Source organism: Actinacidiphila polyblastidii (genome assembly GCF_036353415.1).
Classification (GTDB): Bacteria; Actinomycetota; Actinomycetes; order Streptomycetales; family Streptomycetaceae; genus Actinacidiphila; species Actinacidiphila polyblastidii.
The window spans coordinates 116,924-140,332 of record NZ_JAZEWV010000012.1; the positions used below are offsets into that span (position 1 = coordinate 116,924).

The following is a 23,409-nucleotide window of genomic DNA, read 5'->3' on the forward strand; positions in this document are numbered from 1 at the left end:
CGGCGTCAGGCAGGCCGCTGCCGGGAGCGGCCGGGGCTGGTGGTCCCGGCCGCGTCGATCAGCGCCGGCCATGCCTCGGTGAGCAGCGCGAAGTCCTCGACGTCCCGCCGGGCCTCGTCGATCAGCCGTTCCCGGCCGGCGGCGAGCCGGTCGGCGAACTCGGCGTACCGGCCGCCGAGCCGGCGGTAGGCGCGGTCGAGGACGTCCAGCCGCCGCACGTTCTGCGCGGGGTCGAGCCGGCTGCTCTCCCAGAGCAGGTCGACGATCGCGCCGCCCCGCACCCGGTGGCGGTCGTCGAGCAGCGACTCCCCCGCCCGCTCCATCCGCTCGTAGACGAAGTTCAGGTAGTGCATCGACAGGAAGAACTTCGCGAACCGCAGGTGGTAGGCCATGAACCCCGGGTCGGTCCGGCGCTCGGGGGTGTAGTGGTTGACGATGTTCCGGTTGTGCAGCACGGCGGGCAGGGTCGCGTCGTGCACCAGGTGGATCAGGAAGTAGTCGCTGCCGATGGTGTCGGTGGCCGGCGGCAGCGGCACCGACTCGTGCACGCCGTGGAAGGCGATGTTGCACATGTCGACCCGCATGGGATCGACCAGCGTCAGCGTCGAGTGGTCGGCGGTGAACGGCTCCTGGCCCGCGCCGCGGAAGGAGTCGCCGGCGAACTCGCGCTTGCGGGCGGCCGGCCAGTCGAACGGCGCCCACAGACCCACCACCTCGTAGTAGGTCTCGGGGTCGAGCCGGTACATCTCCTCGATGTCCACCGACATCTCACCGATGAACGAACTGCCCACCATCGAGACGGGTTTGCCGGTGTGCCGGGCGTCCAGGTCGAGCGCTGAGACGGCGGCGGCGGCCTCGCCCGCGGTGCTGCCGAGCGTGCGCAGTTCGTGGTGGACCGGGAAGACCGGCTCGCCGCCGGGCGCGGCGGCCTGGTAGGTGCTGTCGGAGTCCCGTCGGTGCACGGACGCGCAGCCGAGCGCCGCCGCGAACAGGAAGGCGCGGTTGGTGCAGGCGCCGTAGGAGAGCGCCGAGGGCAGCATGAGGTCCAGCATCAGTCCGGGCTTGTCCGCCCCCGACCGGTCGATGACCTCGTACAGGAACTCCCGCTGCGCGGCCTCGTCGAGGTGGTGCGTGGTGACTCCCGGCGCGGCCGGCAGCTCACGGACGGCCGCCGCGTGCTGCCGGTACGCGAACGCGTCGCTGGAGTCGAGGATCAGCAGGTGCACCTCGACGCCGAAGTGCTGTGCGGCGTACAGGGCTTCGCGGTGGGTGGCGGAGATCGCCGGAGTGCAGGGGCGGTTGGTGGGCAGGGCGAGGCAGATTCGGCGCATCGCTACGCTCCGGGCGCCTGGTCGGAGGGGCTGGCGCCGTCGGTGGGCTGGGCGTCCTGCTCGTGCCAGGACCGCGAGCCCAGCAGCTTCGCGCCGAGGTCGGTGAGCGTGGCGGGGCCGTAGCGCAGCGACTCGTGCCGCCGGGCGTCGCCGACGAGCGTCGCGTTCCACTCGGGGGTGCTCAGCGTGCGCCACGACTCGACGCGGGAGCGCCGCAGTTCGCGGTGGGACTCCAGCGCGGGCATCATCGACAGGTACTGCGCGGCCCGCACCCCGTCCAGCGAGACGTTGGGCGCGACGCCGTGCGCCAGGGCGCCGTTCCAGATCAGCAGGTCGCCCGCCCTGAGGTCGGGCCGCACCACGGGGAACTCCTCCGGGTCGACGCGGGGGCGTATCGGGTCGCGGTCGGCCGGCGCCTGCGCCTTCCACCGGTCGAACCGGTGGAAGAGCTCGGGCGAGCACTGGAAGCCGCCCTGGTCGGGCTTGGTGTCGTTGAGGGCGATGATGCCCTGGACGCGCTGCGGGAGTTCGTCGAGGGTGCTGTCGATGTCCCAGTGCAGCCGGATGTCGAAGCCGCGCTCGGTGGGGGCGATGAGCGCGCGGTCGCGGTTCCCGACGTTCGGCGGGTTGAGGTTGAGCCGGTCGAGGGTGACCCACAGCTCCTCGCAGTCCCAGACGTCGACGAAGGCGTCGTAGACCCTCCGGGTCTGCCGGCTGTCCCACATGAGCTGGTGGTGGTACGCCTCGACGAAGCCGTAGATGTGGAGTTCGCGGTCCAGGTCGGTACGGAACTCCCGTTCCTCGTACCAGGTTTCCGGCCGGTGCGGATCGAGCCCCTGGAACTCCCAGGCGAAGTCGAGCAGTTCTTCCGCGGCCAATGCGGGGATCGCCTGTTCGACGACGACGTAGCCGTATTCCTGCCAGAAGGCGAAGTCCTCTTCCGACAGCACCCGCAGCTTTCGTGTCTTGCGCAGGCTCCGCAGCGGGTTCCTGGCGATATAGGTCTCGCCGTCCGCGCTGAAGTACGGGAGTTCGGACGACGCCCGGTAAGGGCGGTCAGGAGCCAACAAAGCAGTCACTCCAAGATTTCCGGATCAGCTTTCGAGCCGATGCCACCACGGTGCCGGCAGGGCGCGTCACGCAGGGCACGCAGTCGTCGGGACGCGAGAGAACACGCACGGCGACGGGCGTCAATGCCGCAGCACCAGCCACAGCCGTCGCTCGCTCAACTCGCGTGTCCCTAACGTGGACTAGACCAACTCGCCCTGTCAAACGGCGAGTTGACGTGCGCCAGCGACCACGCCGCGCACAGGCGCGCCATTGGTCGCGGTACGCGATCCGCCACCTACCGCGGGTGACTTCTCGTCAATAACGGCGCATCGGGGGAAGATACGCAACGGGGTCGGCGGGTTGCGTGACGGAGCAGGTGCCATCCTGTCTTGACACCCCGGAACTCACTGGGTCACTATCCGCTGGTCCGTACCAATGATCGCCGGGTGCGATCAGCGCGTCGGCCCTGAGGGAAAGGCCCCGTCGATGTCCGCCAGCAAGCAAAGCAACGAGCTGCGAGGACTCGCGCTCTCCGTCCTGCAGCCGGGATTCGTCGGCACGCAGGCGCCGGACTGGGTGCTGCGGGCCATCGGCGACGGCCTGTCGTCCGTCGTGCTCTTCTCCCGCAACATCGTCTCGCCCGAGCAGGTCGCCCTGCTGACCGCGCAACTGCGCGCGGCGAACCCGGCGTTGATCGTCGCGATCGACGAGGAGGCGGGCGACGTCACCCGCATCGAGTCCGCCACCGGCTCGACCCGGCCGGGCAACTTCGCGCTCGGCGCGGTCGACGACACCGAACTGACCGAGTCGGTCTCCCGGGACCTCGCCCGCCAGCTGCACGCCGCCGGAGTGACCCTCGACTACGCGCCCAGCGTGGACGTCAACTCCAACCCGGACAACCCGATCATCGGCGTCAGGTCCTTCGGCGTCGAGCCCGACCGGGTGGCACGGCACGCCGCCGCCTGGGTGCGCGGCCTGCAGGCCGGCGGCGTGGCCGCCTGCGCCAAGCACTTCCCCGGGCACGGCGACGTCGCCGTCGACTCCCACCACGGGCTGCCCAGCTACGACGCGGACCTGGAGACCATCGCCGCCCAGGCGCTGCCGCCGTTCCGGGCCGCCCTGGCGGCGGGCGTGCGCGCGGTGATGAGCGGCCACCTGCTGGTGCCGGCGTACGACCCCGAGGTGCCGGCCACCCTCAGCAGCCGCATCCTGGGCGGGCTGCTCCGCGAGGAGCTGGGCTTCGACGGCCTCATCGTCACCGACGCGATCGAGATGGGCGCGGTCACCCAGCGGTACGGGATCGGCGGAGCCACCGTGCGGGCCGTCGCGGCGGGCGCCGACGCGGTGTGCGTCGGCGGGGAGAGCGCCGGGCAGGACGTGCCCGGCCGGCTCGCCGACGCGCTCACCGACGCCGTCCGCGCCGGTGACCTCACCGAGGAGCGGCTGGCCGAGGCGTCGCGGCGGGTGCGGGAGTTCGCCGACTGGTCGACCGCGCTGGCCCGTTCGGTGCCGGTCGACCCGGTCGGCGGCGACATCGGCTACGCCGCCGCCCGGCGCGCCGTGCGGCTCAGCGGCCCTACGGACGGCGTGCTGCCGCTGGCCGCCGCGCCGCACGTCGTGGAGCTGGTGCCGTCGACCAACCTGGCCATCGGCAAGGAGACCCCGTGGGGTGTCGCGGCGCCGCTGCGCGAGCGGCTGCCCGGCACCACCTTCGTGCGGGTGCACCACCGGCAACTCGCGGACCGCCCCGACGTGCTGGCCGAGTCGGCGCTCGCACCGGCCGCGGCCCGCCCGCTGGTCGTCGTGGTCCGCGACGCCGCGCGCAACAAGTGGATGGGCCAGGCCCTCGCGGACCTCACCGGCGCGCGCCCCGACGCGATCGTGGTGGAGATGGGCCTGCCGGACGACCCCGGCACCGGCGCGGTCCGGATCTTCACCCACGGTGCGACCGCCGCGTCCGGCGTGGCCGCGGCGGAACTCCTCGCCGGCGCGCGGCCGGCGTAGCCGGCGGACGGGCGGGGAGCGGGCCGCCGTAGCGGGCAGGCAGGCGGCCTGCGGCCGCGGTTGCCTGCGGCAGGAGCAGAGCCGGGCAGCCGGCAGGCGGCCCAGGTGGCCGGCCGTGGCGACGGCGACGTAACCGCCGTAGCCGGCACCCGGCTGAGGCTGCCGGGCTGCGGCAGCGGCGGCCGAGCCGGGAGCCGGCCTGCACCCGCCGCAGCAGCCCGTGCACGGCCACGGTGGCCGGCAGGCAGCCGAGGTGGCCGCCAGGCCACGGCAGCCGCGCAGCAGGTCGGCCGCCAGGCCGCGGTGGCCGCGTAGCAGATCGGCCGCCAGGCCACGGTGGCCGTTAGCGGCCCAGGAAGCCGAGGTCACCCGGACCCGGCCACGGCAGCCGGCCCAGGGCGCGCGTTCCGGTCGCGCGGTCGGCGCGGGCCGGGCCGCCGGCTCGGCGGGCGCGCTCGTCCGGGGCGGCTCCGGGGGCTCCGCGGCACGCTGCGTTCGCGCGTGCCGCGGGGCGCGCCCGGTCCGGTCAGGTCCGCGCGGGGCCCGCCGGTCCGGAGGGTCCGGAGGGTCCGGAGGGTCCGGAGGGGTTCGCGGCGGGGAGCCAGTTGTTGTCTCGCGACGTCTTCATCGTGTCCTCTTCTCCTGCGGGCGGACGTACGCCCCGAGCGGCGCCGCGTCCCGCGAAAGTGCTGACGCGGCGGCCCGGCCGAGGCTCCGCGGATGTCTCCGACACTAGCCAGCGGCACTGACAGCCGCCTTGGCACCGAGTCACCGGTTTCCTTGACGATGCGTCGCGTCCCTCCGGGCGGGAGCCGCTCACCCGGGGGTTGCCGACCCCAGGGTGAACGTCCCTCTTCATCCGGGGCCGGGCGGCGCCGATGGTGGTGGTGAGCGGGGTTCGCCGCTCACCCGACCGAGGAGCGAACGACATGCGTGCTGCGCTGGCCACTGCGGTGGACGCACCCCTGACCCTGATCGACCGCGAAACGCCGGCGCCCGGCCCCGGCGAGGTGCTGGTGCGGATCACCGCCTGCGGCGTGTGCTTCTCCGACCTGAACCTGGTGCGCGGCCACTACCCCTTCGCCCGCTTCCCGGTGATCCCCGGCCACGAGGTGACCGGCGTGGTGGTCGCGGCCGGCGACGGCGTCTCCTTCCCCGAGGTCGGCACGGCGGTCGGCGCGCAGTTCCTGTACGACTCGTGCGGGCACTGCGACCACTGCGTGCGCGGCGACCAGATCCTGTGCGCCGCCAAGCGCGTCACCGGCATCGTCGTCGACGGCGGCTACGCGGAGTACGCCGTCTTCAAGGCGGGTTTCGTCACCCCGCTGCCCGCCGGGCTCGACCCGGTGGCGGCGGCGCCGCTGATGTGCGCCGGGATCACCGCGTTCAACGGTCTGCGCCGGGCCGGCGCGACCGCCGGGTCCCGGGTGGCGGTGATCGGCGCGGGCGGTGTCGGGACCCTGGCCGTCCGGTACGCGGCCGCGATGGGCGCCAGGGTCGCGGTGCTCGGCCGGTCGCGGCGCGGCGAGGAGCGGGCGAAGGCGTACGGCGCGGAGCTGTTCGTGGCGACCGAGGAGACCGACCCGGCCGAGGCGCTGAGGTCCTGGGACGGCGGCGCGGACGTCATCCTGAACGCGGCGCCGTCCAGCGCGGCCGCCGCGGCGGCCCTGGGCGGGCTGGCCCCCGACGGCACCCTCGTGCTGTGCGGCTACGGCCCCGACCCGCTGACGCTGCCCACCATGCCGATGGTGCTGAACCGGCTGCACGTCATGGCGTCGCCGTCCGGCTCGCCGCACGACCTGCGCGACACCCTGGCGTTCTCGGCGGCCCACGGCATCCTGCCGGAGGTCACCCCGATCGGCCTCGACGAGGCGCCGGCCGCGCTCGGGTCCTTCGGCAAGGGCGGCGGCGGCCGCGACGTGATCGCCTTCGGCTGAAGCCCTCCGCGCCCCCGCCCGCCGCGCCCCGCCAGGGCCGGCACGCGCAGCGACCGCATGCGCGACCGCGTCCGCACCGCGTTCCCGGCCCGGATCGGCCTCGCCGGCCTCCTCGGTCCGCACACCGCGTGACGCGGCGCGTACGGTGCGCCGACGACCCCGCACGGCGCCCGGCGCGGCACGTACCATGCGCCAATGGCCGACATCACCGAAACCACGCCCGGCTGGCTCTCCTCGGACGAGTTGGAGATGACCCGCGCACGCATGCCGATCCTGTACGTCGACGCCGTGCCGGTGCGGGTCGACGACAACGGGGAGGTCACCCACCTCGGGCTGCTGCTGCGCATCGGTCCGGACGGGACGGTCAGCCGCACCCTGGTCTCGGGCCGGGTGCTCCACCACGAACGGGTGCGGGACGCGCTGCTGCGCCACCTGGAGAAGGACCTGGGCCCGGTGGCGCTGCCCCGGGTGCCGGCCTCACCGCAGCCCTTCACCATCGCCGAGTACTTCCCGACGCAGGGCGTCACGCCCTACCACGACCCGCGCCAGCACGCGGTGTCGCTGGCCTACGTCGTCCCGGTGGCCGGCGACTGCCGGCCCCGGCAGGACGCCCTGGACCTGGTGTGGTTCACCCCGCAGGAGGCGTCCTCGCCGGAGCTCCAGCAGGACATGCCCGGCGGCCACGGCGTCCTGCTGAAGCAGGCGCTCGCCCACGTGGGCTGCCTGAGCTGAGACGCGGCCGGCCGTCCCGCGCCCTGCCCGGGGCGCGCACGGCCGGCACGGCGTTCAGCGGGTGATCGGCGCCCAGGGGCCGACGCCGCCGACCTGCTCGATGCTGTAGCGCACCACGAAGCCGGGCCCCTTCGGGGCGGGGAACTCCACGTCGGGGCCGACGTAGACCTTCGTCAGGCCGTTGAGCAGGTCCCAGGCGTGGTCGCTGCGCTGCACGGCGGCCCGCGCGCGCAGCACGGCGTATTCGTTCATCAGCAGGCCGGGCACCCGCGGCGCGTCGAGCGACAGCACGACCCGCGCGTCGCGGTCGATGTTGCGCAGCTTCGTGTAGTACGACATATGGCCGCTGACCAGGTCGTCGCCGTCCAGGCCGATCCAGATGACGGTGACCTGGGGACTGCCGTCCGCGTTGACGGTGCTGAGATGGGCCATCGGACCGGAGGCGATCAGGTCGCGCAGTTCACCGGGCAGCACGCTCATGCCGTGATCGTTTCAGTCACGCCCCGAGCGTACCAACTCCACCACGCCGAACGGGTGGTGGCACGTCGGCACGATCCGCGCGCGCGGCTCAGGACGCCGGGTGGGCGGCCGAGGCGGCGAGGGCGGCGCAGAGCCAGTCGTGGGCGGCGCCCGGGGTGGTGTGGGCGGGGCCGCTGAGTTCGGCGACGAGCTGCCAGTAGCGGTCGATCCGGGGGTCCGCCGCGAGAACGCGGCTCAACTCGTCCCGGAAGGCAGGCGTGTCGGGCAGCCGGCGGGAGCGGGCGTACGCGGCCACGAAGCAGTCGAGCGCGTCGCCCTCGCGCGGTGCGCGCCCGGCGCGCAGGTGCGGCGCGGCCAGCGCGTACGCCTCGTCGAGGCCCTCGTAGAGCACCGCGGGCCGGTGGCCGCCGTCCGGGCGGTGCGCCGCGGGCGTGGGTCGCTCACCGCCGTCGCACGCGCCGGAGACGAGGGCGTGCAGCCGGGCGAACGCCAGCACCTGCGCGGGGGTGGGGTCGGACGGCGGTTGCGGGACGGTGAGTTCGAGGACGCGCGACACCACCCGGGCGGGCATCCGCGGCGGCAGCCAGTACCGCCAGAAGCGCGCGAGCGCGGCCGTGCCCGGCGGCGTGGCCAGCGAGCCGACCAGGCGCAGCCGCTCGGCGCGTTCCCGCGGGCCGCAGTCCGCGAGCAGCTGCAGCGCGGCCTCGCGCCAGCGCAGCGCGGTGAGTTGGGAGCCGACGTCCCGCAACTGCCCCGCCACGACGTCCTCCAGCGTGCCGTCGCCGTCGAGGACCCTGCGCACGTCGGGGAGCGGCAGGCCGAGCGCGCGCAGCGAGCGGACGGTGCGCAGCCGCTCCAGCGCCGCCGGGCCGTACCGCCGGTGGCCGCCGGAGCTGCGGGGGCCTTCGGGGAGCAGGCCGCGGTCGGAGTAGAAGCGGACGGTCTTGACGGTCACGCCCGCGAGTTCGGCGAGTTCTCCGATGCTCCACGTGCGGTCCGGGGGCGTACGGCCGGCTGCCACGGCTTGAACCTCCCTCAGGGGGAGTTCCTACGGTACCGGCGGCGCCGCCCGCGAGGGGCGTGGGCGAAGTGCCGCGGAAGGGGACCGACATGACGACGTACCTCCTGGTGCCGGGGATGCACACCGGGGGCTGGGTGTGGCAGGACGTCGCAGGCCGGCTGCGCGAGGCCGGGGCGCGAGCGGAGCCGGTGACGCTGACCGGCCTGGGTGCGGGCGCCGCGCCGGCCGGTCCGGGGACGGACCTGGCGGCGCACGTCGAGGAGGTGGTGGCGCTGATCGACGCCGCCGCGGCGGCCGACGGCGGGGGTGCGGCGGACCCGGCGGCCCCGGCGGCCCCGGCGGACATCGTGCTGGTGGGGCACTGCTACGGCGCGCGCGTCGCGGCGGGGGCGGCGGACCGGCGGCCCGCACGGGTGGCCCGGCTCGTCCTCGTCGACACCGCCCCGGCCGGGGACGGCGACACCGCCCTCGCGCTGCTGCCCGGAGCGGCCGGGAGCGGCGGCGCGCCGCTGCCCGCGCCGCCCTCCCCGGACGGCTGGCAGCGGCTCGGCAGCACCGCGGGCGTCCCGGCCGAGGCCCTGGCCCGGCTCACGCACGAGGCCACCGCGCAGCCGCCCGGCACGCTCACCCAGCCGCTGCGGCTGTCCGGTGCGGGCGGGCGGCTGCCCGCGACCGGGGTGCTGTGCACCGGCAACGGCCCCGGCATCGACACCGTCGAAGCCCTGGTCCGGATGGGCGACCCGCGCTTTCGGCCGCTGGCGGACCCCCGGCTGACCTACTTCGAACTCGCCACCGGCCACTGGCCGATGCTCTCCTCGCCCGGCGGGCTGACCGAGGTGCTGCTGCGCGCCGCGGCGGGCGAGGGTCACCGCATGACCGCCGCGGCGCGGCAACCGCCGCCGCACCTGGCGGAGTTCCTGCTGGACGTGCCCGCGCAGCGGCCGCGTGAGCGGCTGGGCCGCGTCGACGTGTACCGGCCCGCCACCGAACAGCCGCGCCCCGCGGTGGTGTTCGTGCACGGCGGCCCGGTCCATCCGGAGCTGCGGCCGACGCCGCGGGACTGGCCGGCCTTCATCGGCTACGGCCGCTACGCGGCGAGCCTCGGCGCGATCGGCGTCACGCTGGACCACCGGCTGTACGGCGTCGGCGACTTCGGGCGGGCCGCCGACGACGTCGCCGAGGCGGTGGCCCTGGTGCGGGCCGACCCGCTGGTCGACGCCGACCGGATCGCGCTGTGGTGCTTCTCCGTGGGCGGCCTGCTCGCCGCGGACTGGCTCGCGGCGCCCCCGCCCTGGCTGCGCTGCGTCGCGCTCTCGTACCCGATGCTCGCGCCGCTGCCGAACTGGGGTCACGGGGGCGACTCCCGGTTCCGCCCGGCGGTGGCCGTGCGCGGCGCGGGACGGCTGCCGGTCGTGCTCACCAGGGTGGAGCGCGAACGCCCCGAGATCGCCGCGACCGTCGCGGAGTTCGCCGCCGAGGCCACGCGGTGCGGGGCCGACCTCACCGTGATCGACGTGCCCGGCGGCCGGCACGGCTTCGAGACGGCCGACCACACGCAGCCGGCCCGCGAGGCGGTCCGCCGGGCGATGCGGACGGTGCTGGGACGGCTGGCGGACTGACCCGCGCCGGCCGCCGTGCCGCCGGCGGCACGCGCGGTTCCCGCTGACGGCCCGCGCGGGCGACGTCCGGAGCGCGGCCGGGCGACGGCGAGGTCCTGCCCGCCCGGCCGCCCGGCCCCCCACTGCGGCCGGCGGTCGGACGGGCAGGAGTCAGTGCCTCAGCTGAGGTCGCTGAGGGCCGGCACCTTGTTCGTGACGTCGGCGCCGGCTTCGCCGCCGGCCTTCTTGACCTGGTTGACCAGGGAGTCGAAGGTGCCGACCGTCGCGCCGGTGTCGTCTCCCTTGCGCAGCTTGGACGGCAGGTCCTTCAACGAGGCGATGCCCGCGGTCACCGGCGCCATCAGCTTGGCGAGCGTCGGATCGCCCTTGGCGTTCTCCGAGGCGGCCTTGAGCCTGTTGTAGGCGAAGGTGCCGGCGAGGCCCGCCTTGACCAGGGCGAAGGTCCGGCGGTGCGCGCCCTTCTTGAACTTCCCGGCGCGGTACGGCTTGACGATCCACTGGTACGTGGCTCCCGCGGCCAGGCTCGCGTTCGCCACGAACCGGGTCTTGGCGAGTTTCTGCTTCTGCGCGCTGGTGGTCGGGCTGGCGGTGGCGATCGGCCGCGCGCCGGCGCCGTCGGAGCTGCTGGACGAGGAGCCGCCGCAGGCCGGGAGCACCAGCAGGGCGACGGCGAGGGCGAGCGCCGGCAGCACGCGGCGCAGCGGGATTCCGGTCGGCATGAGGCACCTCCGGGGCGGGCCGTGCGCGGGAGCGCGGGCCCTGTCGAGGACGCACACCCATGAGGATCACCCGGTGTCGCGGGCACCGCCACCCGGGGGACGAGCGCAGGGACGTCAGCGCAGGTGGGAGGTGGTGTTGAGGGACCGCAGCGAGGCGTTGCCGTCCTCGTAGTGGGCGATCTCGGAGAGTGACGCCGGCGCCAGGTCCATCCGGAACAGCGACTCGACCGGCGCGCCGAGCGCCAGCCGGGCCAGCGTCTTCACCGGCGTGACGTGGGAGACCAGCAGGACGGTGCGGCCGGGCATCGCGGCCAGCAGCGCGTCCCGGTAGGCGGTGACCCGCCGCTCGACCTCGGCGAAGCTCTCGCCGCCCGGGGGCGCGGCGGCCGCCGAGCCGAGCCAGGCGTTCAGCTCGGCCGGGTGCCGCTCCCGTACCTCGGCGAAGGCCAGCCCCTCCCAGTCGCCGAAGTCCGCCTCGCGCAGGGCGGGTTCGACCGCCACTTCCAGACCGAGCAGGTCCGCCGCCGCCTGCGCGGTCTGCCGGCAGCGGGCCAGCGGCGAGCTGACCACGGCCTGCACGCCGCCGCGCGCGGCGAGTTCGCGCGCGGCCTGCTCGGCCTGCCGGCGGCCGCGTTCCGACAGCTCCGGGTCCTCGCTCGCGCCGCTGCCGGAGAATCGCTTCTGCGCGGTGAGCGTGCTCTCCGCGTGCCGCAGCAGCACCAGCACCGTGGTCCGGTGGGCCTGGTGAGCGGGGCCCGGGGTGCTCACAGCCCCGAGTCGGCCGTGCGCACCAGGATGCGGCGGCAGTTCTCGCAGCGCACCACGGTGCCGGCGGGGGCGGCGCGCAGGTCGTTCAGCTCGGTGATGTTCAGTTCGAGCCGGCAGCCCTCGCAGCGCTTCTGGTAGAGCCGGGCCGCGCCGACGCCGCCCTGCTGCGCGCGCAGCTTGTCGTAGAGCTTGAGCAGGTCGTCGGGCACGGCCGAGGCCAGCACCTCGCGCTCCTTGGCGGCGGTGAAACCCTCGGCGTCGATGCCGCTCAGCGCCGCCGTCTTGCGCTGCTCGGCCTCGCCGACCTTGGTCTCCAGGGACGCGACCCGGCCGGTCAGCTCGGTGGCGCGCTGCTGCGCGGCCTCGCGGCGCTCCATGACCTCCAGGACGACGTCCTCCAGGTCGGACTGCCGCTTGGCGAGGGAGGTGATCTCGCGCTGCAGGTTCTCCAGGTCCTTCGGCGAGGTGACGGCGCCGGAGTCCAGCCGCTGCTGGTCCCGTACGGCGCGCTGGCGCACCTGGTCGACGTCCTGCTCGGCCTTGGTCTGCTCGCGCCCGGTGTCGCTGTCCTCGGTGCGGGCGGCGACCAGCAGGTCGCGCAGCTGGGTGAGGTCGGCGCCGAGCCGCTCCAGCTCGGCGTGCTCGGGCAGGCTCTTGCGCTTGTGGTCCAGCTGCGCGATACGCGAGTCGAGGGCCTGGACTTCGAGGAGTCGGATCTGGTCGGCGGGCTCGGCGTTCAGCGGGGGGCTCCTGAAGAAGAAGGGACAGACGGGGACGTGGAGGGCGCGTGGATCGTCCACGGGTCGGTGACCGCACGCGAGACATGGGTGCGCAGCGCCCACCCGTGCCGGTCGGAGATCGCGTCGAGCTGGCCGGCGGCCTGTTCGCACCACGGCCACTCGGTGGCCCAGTGCGCGGCGTCGACCAGCGCGGGCGCGCCGACCTGGCGGGCCTCGGAGGCCGGGTGGTGCCGCAGGTCCGCGGTCAGATAGGCGTCCACCCCGGCCGCCCTGACCTCGTCGAAGAGGCTGTCGCCCGATCCGCCGCAGACCGCGACGGTACGGACGGTGGTGTCGGGGTCGCCGGCGATCCGCAGCCCGGCGGCGGTGCGCGGCAGGCCGTGCGCGGCCCGCGCGGCGAACTCGGCGAGGGTCAGCGGCACCAGCGGCTCGCAGATCCGGCCGAGGCCGCGGCGTCCCGCGGGGTCGGCGGGGTCGGGCACCAGCGGCCCGAGGACCCGCAGGTCCACGGCGGCGGCGAGGGCGTCGGAGACACCCGGGTCGGCGCGGTCGGCGTTGGTGTGCGCGACGAGCAGGGCGGCGCCGGCCCGGATCAGGTCGTGCACGACCCGGCCCTTGAAGCCGGCCGGGCCGGTCGGCGCGACCGTGGTGGTGCCGCGCAGGTAGAGCGGGTGGTGGGTGACCAGCAGGTCCGCTCCGATGCGGACCGCCTCGTCGACGACCTGCTGCACCGGGTCGACGGCGAAGAGCACCCGCGAGACCTCGGCGGCCGGATCTCCGCAGACCAGGCCGACCGCGTCCCAGGACTCGGCGAGCTCCGGCGGCCAGAGGGCGTCGAGGGCGGCGACGACGTCGCGGACAGTGGGCACGGAAGGAAGGTTACCTGGCCGCGGAGGGCCCCCGTCGAGCCCGCCGGGCCCCGGTCCCGCGGCGCTCCGCCCCCCGTCCTCCCGCCGTGCGCGGAACGCTCCCCGCGAGGCAGGAGCACACCTGCCCCGCGCGCGCGGCGGAATCGGTGGAACCCGCACCCTTACGTGTGAAACGCCCGCGCTCGCGTTGATCGTCAGGAAGTACGAAAAGTACGTTCCTGTGCCGGAGGTGGACGACCGACATGACTGCCAGCGCCGACACCGCGGACCCGTCCCAGGACGGAGTCCCGACCGATCCCGCCCGGACCCCGTCCGGGGCCCCCTCGATCCCCCCGGACAACCCGGCCCACCCGGCCCGCCCGGCCCCGCGGGCCCACCCCGCTCCGGGGGACGCCGCCGACCGGTACCCGGCCCCGCCCCCCGACCCGTACGAGGAGCTGTACGGGGACGGCCTCGAGCCCCCGGCCGCGCGGGGGCCGGCCGAGGTGCCCGAGGCCACCCGCAGGGTGCTGCGCAGGACCGGGTTCACGATCACCGCCGACGGCGCGTACGCGGCCTGCCTCGCGCAGGCCGCGGCCGACGACGGGACCCAGGGCGCCGGGACGGGCGGCGGCGGGACGGGCGCCGCGTGGTTCGCCGAGCGGTGGACGCTGGACGGCCCGGAGCCGTACGCGGTGCCGCTGCCCGGTCCGCAGCCCGAGGAGGCCGGGACCGCGGTGGCGCCGCTGCGCGACGGCCGGGTGCTGGCCGCCCGCCGCGTCGGGCAGCGGCACGACCTGGTGCTGCTCTACCCCAGCGGGGCCGGCACCGGCGAGGTCCCGGCCGGTTCGCTGCCGGGCGCCGAGCTGCGGCTGCTGCCGCCCGCGCCCGCCGCACCGGACGCCTTCGCCCTCGGCTACGAGGACGCGGGCGCGGACGGCAGGACGGTGGTGTGGCGGGTGCACGGCGGCTCCGCGGGTGTCCCCGAGCGGGTGATCACCGTCGGCGGCCGCTGCACCGGCGGGGTGTGGCTGGACCGCTCAGGACGGCTGCTGGCGCTGGACCGCGCGCTGGACGGCCGGACCAAGGCGGTCGTCGCCGACCTGCACACCGGCGCGGTCAGCCCGCTGCTGCAGATCACCGAGGACAGCGACGACCGGCTGCTGCTGGCCGAACCCGACAGCGGGCTGCTGGTGCTGCGCAGCGACGCGACCGGCGAGGCCAGGATCGGCTGGGGGGTGCTCGGCGGCAACCGCCCGGTCCGCTTCCCCGACGCGCTGGCGGTGCGGGGCACCCAGCTGACGCCGGTGGCCGCGCAGCCCGGCCAGATACTGTCCCCCGAGTCCACGGTGGTCGCGCTGCGCGCCGAGGTGCCGGGCGGCGCTGAGTCGCTCGCGCTGTGGCGGCCGGGCGAGCGCCGCGTGCACTGGCGCAGCTCGCCGCCCGGCTGGCTGGGCGCGGCCGGCCTGTGGCTGCCCGGCGGCGACCTGCGGCTGCCGTACGCGGTCGCGCGGGACTGCGGGCTGACGGCGTACGGGCTGCCCCCGCTCCATGCGCCGGCCCCGCTCGCGATCGCCCCGCCACGGCCCGCGCCGCAGCCGGGGTCCCGGTCGGGACCGCGGCGGGTGAAGGAGCCGCGGCGCCTGAAGCCGGTGCGGAGGCCGCTGGCCGTGCTGCCGCTCCAGCAGGCGCCGCTGCCGGCGACGGCCGCCGGGTCCGGGTGGTCCGGCGGGGCATGGTCCGGCTCGGCGTAGTCGCCTTGTGCGACGGGCAGGTGGGCAACGGGCGTGTCGCACCCAGTGGTTGACCAACGGCCGGTGACGCCAGTCCAGTTGACCGGTGTCCAGCTGGGCCGAGACAAGTTGAGCCCAGACCAGTGGGGCCCGGACCGGTCGCGCACAGTCCGGTCGCGCACAGTCCGGTGGGGCGCAGTCCGGTCGCGGGCGAGTCCCGCCGCGCGGGCAGCGCCGGTCGCGGTCCAACTCCGTTGCGGGCATGGCCCGTTGCGGTGGCCGCGGCTGGTGGGAGGGGTGCGGGCGGGGCTGTTGTGAGGGCGGTGGGCACGTCCCGTATCAGGCGTGTATCGGCTCTGCATCAGCGGCGACACGCCGGGCGTTCGGGTGATCGCGGCGCAGGCTCCTTCAGTAGACTCACCGAAGTCGCGCATCCCGGGCACCCGGTGTGACCGGCGCCCCTGTGGCCTGGTCGCGGAACGGGTCGACCCCATCTCGCGCGTTGTCGGCGTACGCCGGTGCGCCGCGCTCCACGTTCATCTGTCACCGGTCATCACGGGGAGAGCACCACATGTCCGAAGCGAACACGACCCGTCACGCGGACCACGACGCCGCGGGACGCCACCGCGGGCAGGCATCGGCGGAGGAGAACGACACCTCGGCCCCGCACGGCAAGCACCGCCGCCCGCAGGAGAACTGACCGGGACCCGGTCGCGCAGCCCACCGGCCCCCGCCCGCCCCGAGGCGCGCGGGGGCCGGGACTTTTGTCCCGGCGGCCCGGGGACTTTCCGCTCTGCCGGGCGGTACGCGCGCGGTCGTAGCGTCGTCGTCATGGCGACCCCCTCGAACGCGGTCCGGCTGGCGCAGGTCCGCAAGAAGTTCGGCGCCGTCCCGGCGCTGGACGGCCTCGACCTCACGCTCGCCGCGGGCGAGACCCTCGCGCTGCTCGGCCGCAACGGCGCGGGCAAGTCCACCGCGATCAACCTGCTGCTCGGCCTGGACGAGCCGGACGCGGGCCGCGTGGAGCTGTTCGGCGGGCCGCCGCACGCCGCGGTCGCCGCGGGTCTGGTCGGCGCGATGCTCCAGGACGCGCGGCCGATCCCGCGGGTCACCGTCGGGGAGCTGACCGCGTTCGTCGCCTCCACGTACCCGCTGCCGATGCGGCCGGCCGAGGCGCTCGCCCTCGCGGGCATCGCCGAACTCGCCGCCCGCAGGGTCGACAAGCTGTCCGGCGGGCAGGCGCAGCGGCTGCGGTTCGCGCTCGCCGTCACCGGCAACCCGGCGCTGATCGTGCTGGACGAGCCGACCGCGGCGCTGGACGTGGAGGCGCGGCGCGCCTTCTGGCGGTCGATGCGCGGCTACGCGGCGCGCGGCAACACCGTGCTCTTCTCCACCCATTACCTGGAGGAGGCGGACGAGAACGCCGACCGCGTCGTGGTGGTCGACCGCGGCCGGGCCGTCGCCGACGGCACCGGCGAGCAGATCAAGCAGCGGGTCGGCGGCACCCTGGTCTCCTTCGACCTGGCCGGCCGGGGCAGCGAGGGGCTGCGCTCGCTGCCCGGCGTGACCGCCGTGGAGATCCGCGGCGACCGCGCGGTGCTGCGCACCGGCGACTCCGACGCCACCGTGGTGGCGCTCGCCGCCACCGACCGCGTCCGCCGCCTCGCGGTGACGCCGGCCAGCCTGGAGGACGCTTTCCTCACGCTGACCGCGGGCACCCGGCCGCAGGGCGAGGGGCCACCGAGCGGGGAGCCGGCGGGCGGGGCGGCCGCGGGCGGGGCGGCCGGCTCCGCCGCGCCGCACCTGGAGGTCTCCCGATGAGCGCGCCCACCCCCACCGCCCGCGCCCCGCACCCCGGTTCCGCGCGCGCCGCCGTCCGACCCGCGGGCCTCGGCCGCCCGCTGCCGCGGTACGTCGCTCTGGAGGTCCGCCGCACCCTGCGCGACGGCGGCTTCGTGGTCATGGGCGCCGTCATGCCGCTGGCGATGTACCTGCTCTTCACCAACCTCGGCATCACCGACGCCCAGGACAGGGCCGGCTACGCGCGCTACTCGATGGTCGGCATGGCCGCGTACGGCGCGCTCGGCGCGGCCCTCGCGGTCGGCGGCGGCGTCGCGGAGGACAAGGGCCACGGCTGGCTGCGGCAGCTGCGGGTCACCCCGCTCAGCCCGCTCCAGGTGGTGACCGGGCGGGCGCTGACCGCCTCGGTCACCGTGCTCCCCGCGATCGTCGCGGTGCTCACCGCCGGGGCGCTCGCCGACGGGGTACGGCTGGCGGCGTGGCAGTGGGCGGCCACCGCGGTGCTGCTGTGGCTGGGCACCCTGCCCTTCACCCTGCTGGGCCTCGGCAACGGCTACGGGCTCACCGGGCAGACCACCTCCGTCGCCAACACCGCCTGCATGATGGGCCTGTCGGTGGCCGGCGGCCTGTGGATCCCCGCCGAGGCCTTCCCGCACTGGCTCGCCGCGCTCTCCCGCTGGACCCCCACCGCCCGCTACGGCGACCTCGGGTGGAGCATCCTGGACAACCGTGCCCCCGGCCTCGGTACGGTGGCGGTGCTGGCCGGATGGCTGGCCGTCTTCGCTGGCTACGCTGTTCTGGCGTACCGCGCGAGCGCGCGCACCGCGTGAGCGCCGTGGTCTTCGACACCGTGCCCGCCGGTGCGGACACGTACCGAACGGGGGCCGGTGTGAGCAGCGAGAAGGATGCCTGCGACAGATCGTGGTGGCGGCGCGGCCCCGCGGACTTCGACGAGGAGATCGAGCGGCTGAAGGGCCCCGACGGCGGGGCGCTGATCCCGTGGCTGCTGATGGCCGTCGGGCCGGCCTCCGACATCGTCCAGGGCGAGGTCGCACACCCCTGGCCGGCCGCGGCCGGCCTCGCGCTCTTCTGCGTGCTGTACGTGGCCACCGTCCGGGCCGCGTTCAGCAAGAAGCGGGGCGCGGGCGCGTTGCCGTTCCGGCTGCTGTGCGTCCTGGCGGTGACCACGCTCGCGCTGGCCGTCGGCTACGGCGGCAACTTCATGCTGCTGTTCGTGCTGGTCTCGCTCTGCGTCGGCAGCGTGTCGCGCAGCCGGCAGCACCTCGGGCTGATGCTCACGCCGCTGAGCGCGGCTGCCGGCACCATCGCGAGCCTGCACCACGAGGGGTTCTGGGCCACCGCGAGCCTGGCGTACGGCACCTTCCTGTCCGGGCTCGTCGTCTCGGTGATCATCACGCTCTTCCACGCGGTGGCCCAGCTCAAGGCCACCCGGCAGGAGCTGGCGCGCTCGGCGGTGGCGCAGGAGCGGATGCGGTTCTCCCGCGACCTGCACGACCTGCTCGGGCACACCATGTCGGTGATCGTGGTGAAGTCCGAGGCCGCGCGCCGGCTCGCGCCGCGCGATCTGGACGCGGCGCTCGCCCAGGTCGCCGACATCGAGTCGGTCGGGCGCCAGGCGCTCACCGAGATCCGCGAGGCGGTCACCGGCTACCGCGAGGGCAGCCTGTCCACCGAGCTGGACCGGGCGCGCTCGGCGCTCACCGCCTCCGACATCGACGTCGTCGTCCAGGAGTCGGGGCCGCCGCTCTCCCCGCAGGCCGAGGCGCTGCTCGGCTGGGTGGTGCGGGAGGGCGTCACCAACGTGGTGCGCCACAGCGGCGCGACGCGGGCGGTGATCGAGCTGAGTACCGGTGGGGGGCGGGCGCATCTCGCCATCACCGACAACGGTGGCGGCCCGGCCGCCGTGGCCGCCGTCGAGGGGCGCGCCGGCACCGGGTTGCGCGGCCTCACCGAGCGGCTCGCCGCCGCCGGCGGCTCCCTCGCCTCCGGCCCGGCCCCCGCCGGCGGCTTCCACGTCACGGCCACCCTCCCCTTCGACGAGCCCTGACGCTGCGCTGGGCGCGAGCGGTGCGCTGGGCGCGAGCCCGTTTTGAGGGGGCGCGAGGAACGGCGCGACCAGCCACCACGACGGCTGCACGACGCCACCGGCCCGAAGGGGCTGTTGCGGTCGCCGACCGGACCACCGACCGGCGGCCGGTTGCCCGCGCAGTTCCCCGCGCCCCCGGTGCGGCGCACCGCCCACCGCGGTCCGGGCGCAGCCCGGGTTTTTCAGGGGCGCGGGGAACGGCGCGACCAGCCACCACGACGGCTGCACGCCGCCACCGGCCCGAAGGGGCAACTCCCGTCGCAGACGGACCACCGACCGGCGGCCGGTTGCCCGCGCCCCCGGTGCGGCGCAACACCCACCGCGGTCCGGGCGCAGCCCGGGGAATGGGCTCGGCGCGCGGTGGGGCGGGGGGAGGTCCGCGCAGCGGAGGGGTCAGAGCCAGCCGTTCTGCCGCGCGGCGCGCACCGCTTCCATACGGTTGCGCGTCCCGGTCTTGCCGATCGCGGCAGAGAGATAGTTGCGGACGGTGGACTCGGAGAGAAAGACCCGCGCCGCGATGTCGGCCACGGTGGCCCCGTCCGCCGCCGCGTTGAGAACATCCTGCTCGCGGGCGGTCAAGGGGCTCGGCCCCGCACTGAGGGCCGCGGCGGCCAGCGCCGGGTCGATCACCCGCTCACCGCGCAGCACCTTCCGCATCGCGTCGGCGAGCTCCTCCACCGGGCCGTCCTTGACGAGGAACCCCGCCGCGCCGGCCTCCATCGCGCGGCGCAGATACCCGGGGCGCCCGAACGTGGTGAGTATCAGCACCCGGCAGCCGGGCAGCCTGTCGCGCAGTTCGGCGGCGGCGTCCAGCCCGCTGCGGCCGGGGAGTTCGATGTCGAGCAGCGCGATGTCCGGCCGGACGGCGAGCGCTTCGTCGACGATCCGGTCGCCGGCCGCGATCTGCGCGACCACTTCGATGTCGTCCTCCAGGCCGAGCAGGAGGGCCAGCGCGCCGCGCATCATCCCCTGGTCCTCGGCCAGCAGCACGCGGATCACGCCGCCCGACCGCGCCCCGGGCGCCGCTCCGCTCATCCGGCCACCCTACCCACCCCGGCCGGGGGCGTCCGGGGCGTCAGGCCGGGCGGGCGGCGGGCCTGGGCAGCAGCGCGATGAGGCAGGTGCCCACCGCGAGGATGACACCGCCGAGGAGGAATCCCCTGGCGTAGCCGGCGGTGAGGGCGGTGAGCGGCGCGGCCCCCTGGTGGGACCGCTCGGCGGCCCGGCTGACGGCCGCCGTCGCCAGCACGGTGAGGCCGAGCGCACCGCCCAACTGGCGTGAGGTGTTGAGGAGTCCCGAGACCAGCCCCTGCTCCCCCATCGCCACCCCGGAGGTCGCCGCCGCGGCGATCGGCGTCATGAGCAGGCCGGCACCGAACATGGTGACGACGCCGGGCCCGGCGATCGACCCCAGATAGCCGCCGTGGACGGACAGGTGGCTCTGCCAGATCAGCCCGGCCGCGCCGGCCAGCCCGCCGGCCGCGCCGATCAGCCGCGCGTCCACGCGCCCCATCAGGCGCGGCGCGAGCTTGGACCCGGCGATGATGGCGAGGGTGTGCGGCAGGAAGCCGAGTCCTGCCCTCACCGGGCTGTAGTGCAGCACGTTCTGCATGTAGAGCGACAGGAAGTACCAGGTGGTGAAGGTGGCCGCGCCGGTGGCGAGCAGCACGGAGTTGGCCGCCGACACCGAGCGGATTCTGAACAGCCGCAGCGGCATGAGGGGTTGGCGGGTACGGGCCTCCACCACGGTGAACACCGCGAGCAGCAGCGCGCCGCCGGCCAGCGGCAGCGCCGAGTACCCGGAGGACCAGCCGTGCGACTCGCTCTCCGCGATGCCGTACGCCAGGGCCGAGACGCCGCCGGTGACCAGGAGCGCACCGGGGACGTCGAGGCGGCGGGCGCCGCCGACGCGGCTCTCGGTGAGGAAGTAGGCGGCGCCGCCCAGTACGAGCACGCCGATGGGCACGTTGACCAGCAGTACCCAGCGCCAGGACGCGTAGTCGGTGAGCAGGCCGCCGACCAGGCCGCCCGCCGCGCCGCCGCCGGCGCCGACCGCGGTCCAGGTGCCGATCGCCCGGGTCCGCAGGGGGCCTTCGGGGAAGGAGGTGGTGAGGATCGTCAGCGTCGTCGGGGCGAGCACGGCCGAGCCGAGGCCCTGCACCGCGCGGGCGGTGATCAGCATCCACGGGTCCTGCGCGAGGCCGCCGGCCAGGCTCGCGGCGGTGAACAGGCCCAGCCCGGTGAGGAAGACGGCCTTGCGGCCGAAGAGGTCCGCCGCCCGGCCGCCGAGCAGCAGGAAGCCGGCGAAGGTCAGTGCGTAGGCGTTGACCACCCACTGCTGGCCGGTCTCGCCGAGGCCGAGGTCGGCGCGGACCGACGGCAGCGCGACGTTGACCACCGACACGTCGAGCACGACGAGGAACTGCCCGGCGCACACCGCGAGCAGCACCGCCCATGCGGGCGGCGCGGACCTGCCGCCGCCGCGTCCGGTCCGTGCGCGCTGCCCGACGAGTTCGCTCATCCCCCCATGCTGCCCCGCGGACCTCCGCCGGGGCATCGGCATTTCGGCGGACAGGGGTCCTAGGACCGTGGACCGGGGTCGCCCGTACGGTCGCTCCCGGTCGGAGCGGCGGCGGCGCGGGGGCGGGCGGCGGCCCTCGTAGGGTGGGCGCATGACCGACGTGCTCGCCGCCTTCGAGGCCGCCAAGGGGTTCATGCCGCTCGACGAGGGGCTCGCGCTGCACGCCGCCGCCAAGGAGGCCGCGGCGGGCCTCGGGCTGCCGCTGCTCGAAGTCGGCACGTACTGCGGGCGTTCCACGATCCTGCTGGCCGACGCGGCACGCGGCGCGGGCACCGTCGTGGTGACCGTCGACCACCACCGCGGCAGCGAGGAGCAGCAGCCGGGCTGGGAGTACCACGACACCTCGCTCGTCGACCCGGCGGTAGGGCGGATGGACACCCTGCCCGCCTTCCGCAGGACGCTGTACGCGGCCGGGCTGGAGGACAGCGTGATCGCGGTGGTCGGCCGGTCGCCGCAGGTCGCACGGTTGTGGCGGCAGCCGCTCGGGCTGGTGTTCGTGGACGGCGGCCACACCGACGAGCACGCCGCCGCCGACTACGAGGGCTGGGCCCCGCTGCTCGCCGAGGGCGGACTGCTGGTCGTCCACGACGTGTTCCCCGATCCGGCGGACGGCGGCCAGGCACCGTACCGGATCTACCGGCGGGCGCTGGAGAGCGGGGCGTTCGCCGAGGTGTCGGTGACCGGCTCGCTGCGGGTGCTGCGCCGCGAGCCGGGCGTGCTCGCCGTGTGACCGCGACGCCGGGGCGCGGTCGGGGGCGCCGGCGGGGGGCCGGGTCCGGTCGCGGTGCGTGACCGGCCGTGCGGGACGCGGGCGGGTCGGCCGCCCGCAACGGGACGAACCGGACCGTGGCCGTGCGGGGCGGCGTACCCGGCCTATAGAGTCGCGGGCGTGTTCAGCAACGAGTCACGCGGGGGCGGCCGGGGCGGTGCAGCCGCCATCGCCATGACGGCAGTGGGCGCGCTGGCCGCGGTCTGCCTCGCGGGATGCTCGGCCACCGGCTCGTCCGCCGCGGCCGCGCCGGGCGCGGACGGGGCGAACGGGGCGAGCCGTACCGGCGCCGACACCCGCGTGGACTCCGGTGTGGACCACGACGTGGACTCCGGCGCAGGCGCCTCGCGCGCCGCCGGAAGCACACCCGGCGCGACGCACTCCGCGAGCAGCGGCCCCGTGACCGGCACCGGCACCGGCACGCATCCTGCTGGAACGCCTCCGCTGGCGGGCGAGGTCGTCGTGCTCGACCCCGGCCACAACCTCGGCAACGCCAAGCACACCGCCGAGATCGACAAGCTCGTGGACGTCGGCAACGCCCGCAAGGAGTGCGACACCACCGGCACCGAGACCAACGCGGGCTACGCCGAGGCGTCCTACACCCTCGACGTCACCCGCCGGGTGCGGGCGATCCTGCGGGCGCGCGGCGCGAAGGTCACGCTGACCTACGACGGCGACCGGCCGTACGGCCCCTGCGTCAACGAGCGTGCCTGGATCGGCGACAAGGCGCACGCCGACGCGGCGCTGTCCATCCATGCGGACGGCGCTCCGGCCGCCGACCGCGGCTTCCACGTGATCGCGCCCAAGTCGCTGCACGCCGGCATCGCCGACACCCGCGCCATCGCCGGACCTTCGCTGCTGCTCGCCACCACGCTGCGGTCGCACTTCGCCGCGGCGACCAAGGAGCCGTTCGCGAACTACGTGGGCGGCGGCAGCGGGTTGACCGTCCGCAGCGACCTCGGCGGCCTCAACCTCTCCACCGTGCCCAAGGTGTTCATCGAGTGCGGCAACATGCGCAACGCGCACGACGCCGCCTCGTTGACGGACGCCGCCTGGCGGCAGCACGCTGCCCAGGGCATCGCCGACGGGCTCACCGCCTTCCTGGAAGGGAAGAGGTGACGGGGCTGTCGCGGTCCGGTATGGATCGTGCAGCAATGCCCCTGCCCCGCC

At 75.5% G+C, this 23,409-nt stretch carries 20 protein-coding genes and 1 pseudogene; 11 read left to right on the forward strand and 10 right to left on the reverse strand.

The genetic code is table 11. The features are described 5' to 3' along the window. Positions 1-5: 5 nt before the first annotated feature. Positions 6-1,331 (reverse strand): DUF6271 family protein, encoded by a 1,326-nt coding sequence (locus V2S66_RS17185; RefSeq protein ID WP_330796366.1) that lies wholly within the window; start codon positions 1,329-1,331, stop codon positions 6-8. Positions 1,332-1,333: 2 nt separating this feature from the next. After that, the gene (locus V2S66_RS17190; protein WP_330796368.1) at positions 1,334-2,401 is read right to left on the reverse strand and encodes a phytanoyl-CoA dioxygenase family protein; all 1,068 of its coding nucleotides are present in this window, start codon (positions 2,399-2,401) and stop codon (positions 1,334-1,336) included. Between the two features lie 466 nt (positions 2,402-2,867). Between V2S66_RS17190 and V2S66_RS17195 the strand changes: the two genes are divergently transcribed. From V2S66_RS17195 to V2S66_RS17205, 3 genes are all read left to right on the forward strand, one after another. Then, positions 2,868-4,385 carry a glycoside hydrolase family 3 protein gene (locus V2S66_RS17195; RefSeq protein ID WP_330796370.1) on the forward strand — a complete coding sequence of 506 codons (1,518 nt, stop codon included), beginning with the start codon at positions 2,868-2,870 and terminating at the stop codon, positions 4,383-4,385. A gap of 929 nt (positions 4,386-5,314) precedes the next feature. Beyond that, positions 5,315-6,322, forward strand: a complete 1,008-nt coding sequence (locus V2S66_RS17200; protein WP_330796372.1) for an alcohol dehydrogenase catalytic domain-containing protein — start codon at positions 5,315-5,317, stop codon at positions 6,320-6,322. Between the two features lie 195 nt (positions 6,323-6,517). Continuing rightward, on the forward strand, positions 6,518-7,054 hold the full coding sequence (locus V2S66_RS17205; protein ID WP_330796374.1) for an NUDIX hydrolase family protein: 537 nt from the start codon (positions 6,518-6,520) through the stop codon (positions 7,052-7,054). 54 nt (positions 7,055-7,108) lie between these two features. On the opposite strand, the gene V2S66_RS17210 is transcribed toward V2S66_RS17205, so the two are convergent. Together V2S66_RS17210 and V2S66_RS17215 are read right to left on the reverse strand one after the other, a co-directional pair. Next, positions 7,109-7,534 (reverse strand): PPOX class F420-dependent oxidoreductase, encoded by a 426-nt coding sequence (locus tag V2S66_RS17210; RefSeq protein WP_330796376.1) that lies wholly within the window; start codon positions 7,532-7,534, stop codon positions 7,109-7,111. A gap of 88 nt (positions 7,535-7,622) precedes the next feature. After that, positions 7,623-8,555 (reverse strand): helix-turn-helix domain-containing protein, encoded by a 933-nt coding sequence (locus V2S66_RS17215; RefSeq protein ID WP_330796378.1) that lies wholly within the window; start codon positions 8,553-8,555, stop codon positions 7,623-7,625. An 89-nt stretch (positions 8,556-8,644) separates the two neighbouring features. On the opposite strand from V2S66_RS17215, the gene V2S66_RS17220 reads away from it, so the two are divergent. After that, complete coding sequence (locus tag V2S66_RS17220; RefSeq protein WP_330796380.1) at positions 8,645-10,174, forward strand: alpha/beta hydrolase; 1,530 nt, start codon at positions 8,645-8,647, stop codon at positions 10,172-10,174. Positions 10,175-10,332: 158 nt separating this feature from the next. On the opposite strand, the gene V2S66_RS17225 is transcribed toward V2S66_RS17220, so the two are convergent. The 4 genes and pseudogenes from V2S66_RS17225 to V2S66_RS17240 form a co-directional block, all read right to left on the reverse strand. Continuing rightward, entirely contained in the window at positions 10,333-10,893 is a 561-nt protein-coding gene (locus V2S66_RS17225) for a hypothetical protein (RefSeq protein ID WP_330796382.1), read from the reverse strand. A gap of 114 nt (positions 10,894-11,007) precedes the next feature. Next, positions 11,008-11,616, reverse strand: a pseudogene (locus tag V2S66_RS17230) (histidine phosphatase family protein); the annotation flags it as partial. Positions 11,617-11,657: 41 nt separating this feature from the next. Next, positions 11,658-12,401, reverse strand: coding sequence for a zinc ribbon domain-containing protein (locus tag V2S66_RS17235; protein ID WP_330796481.1), 744 nt, complete (start codon positions 12,399-12,401; stop codon positions 11,658-11,660). Beyond that, positions 12,398-13,270: a Nif3-like dinuclear metal center hexameric protein gene (locus tag V2S66_RS17240; RefSeq protein WP_330796383.1), complete on the reverse strand. Its 873-nt coding sequence runs from the start codon at positions 13,268-13,270 to the stop codon at positions 12,398-12,400. The genes V2S66_RS17235 and V2S66_RS17240 overlap by 4 nt, the downstream gene beginning before the upstream one ends. A 242-nt stretch (positions 13,271-13,512) precedes the next feature. Here V2S66_RS17240 and V2S66_RS17245 point away from each other — a divergent pair, with 242 nt between their 5' ends. The 5 genes from V2S66_RS17245 (at position 13,513) to V2S66_RS17265 (ending at position 18,850) form a co-directional block, all read left to right on the forward strand. Continuing rightward, on the forward strand, positions 13,513-15,003 hold the full coding sequence (locus V2S66_RS17245) for a hypothetical protein (protein WP_330796385.1): 1,491 nt from the start codon (positions 13,513-13,515) through the stop codon (positions 15,001-15,003). A gap of 550 nt (positions 15,004-15,553) precedes the next feature. Further along, a complete protein-coding gene (locus V2S66_RS17250) occupies positions 15,554-15,682 on the forward strand; it encodes a hypothetical protein (RefSeq protein ID WP_330796387.1) in 129 nt (42 codons plus the stop codon). A 131-nt stretch (positions 15,683-15,813) separates the two neighbouring features. Continuing rightward, the gene (locus V2S66_RS17255) at positions 15,814-16,803 is read left to right on the forward strand and encodes an ABC transporter ATP-binding protein (protein ID WP_330796389.1); all 990 of its coding nucleotides are present in this window, start codon (positions 15,814-15,816) and stop codon (positions 16,801-16,803) included. Next, positions 16,800-17,612, forward strand: a complete 813-nt coding sequence (locus tag V2S66_RS17260) for an ABC transporter permease (RefSeq protein WP_413966415.1) — start codon at positions 16,800-16,802, stop codon at positions 17,610-17,612. The genes V2S66_RS17255 and V2S66_RS17260 overlap by 4 nt, the downstream gene beginning before the upstream one ends. A gap of 59 nt (positions 17,613-17,671) precedes the next feature. Continuing rightward, positions 17,672-18,850 carry a sensor histidine kinase gene (locus V2S66_RS17265; protein WP_330796390.1) on the forward strand — a complete coding sequence of 393 codons (1,179 nt, stop codon included), beginning with the start codon at positions 17,672-17,674 and terminating at the stop codon, positions 18,848-18,850. A gap of 432 nt (positions 18,851-19,282) precedes the next feature. On the opposite strand, the gene V2S66_RS17270 is transcribed toward V2S66_RS17265, so the two are convergent. Beyond that, positions 19,283-19,924 carry a response regulator transcription factor gene (locus tag V2S66_RS17270; protein WP_330796392.1) on the reverse strand — a complete coding sequence of 214 codons (642 nt, stop codon included), beginning with the start codon at positions 19,922-19,924 and terminating at the stop codon, positions 19,283-19,285. Between the two features lie 40 nt (positions 19,925-19,964). Further along, complete coding sequence (locus V2S66_RS17275) at positions 19,965-21,410, reverse strand: MFS transporter (RefSeq protein WP_330796394.1); 1,446 nt, start codon at positions 21,408-21,410, stop codon at positions 19,965-19,967. A gap of 151 nt (positions 21,411-21,561) precedes the next feature. Between V2S66_RS17275 and V2S66_RS17280 the strand changes: the two genes are divergently transcribed. Then, the gene (locus tag V2S66_RS17280; RefSeq protein WP_330796396.1) at positions 21,562-22,200 is read left to right on the forward strand and encodes a class I SAM-dependent methyltransferase; all 639 of its coding nucleotides are present in this window, start codon (positions 21,562-21,564) and stop codon (positions 22,198-22,200) included. 159 nt (positions 22,201-22,359) lie between these two features. Next, on the forward strand, positions 22,360-23,358 hold the full coding sequence (locus tag V2S66_RS17285; protein ID WP_330796398.1) for an N-acetylmuramoyl-L-alanine amidase: 999 nt from the start codon (positions 22,360-22,362) through the stop codon (positions 23,356-23,358). Positions 23,359-23,409: the final 51 nt, after the last annotated feature.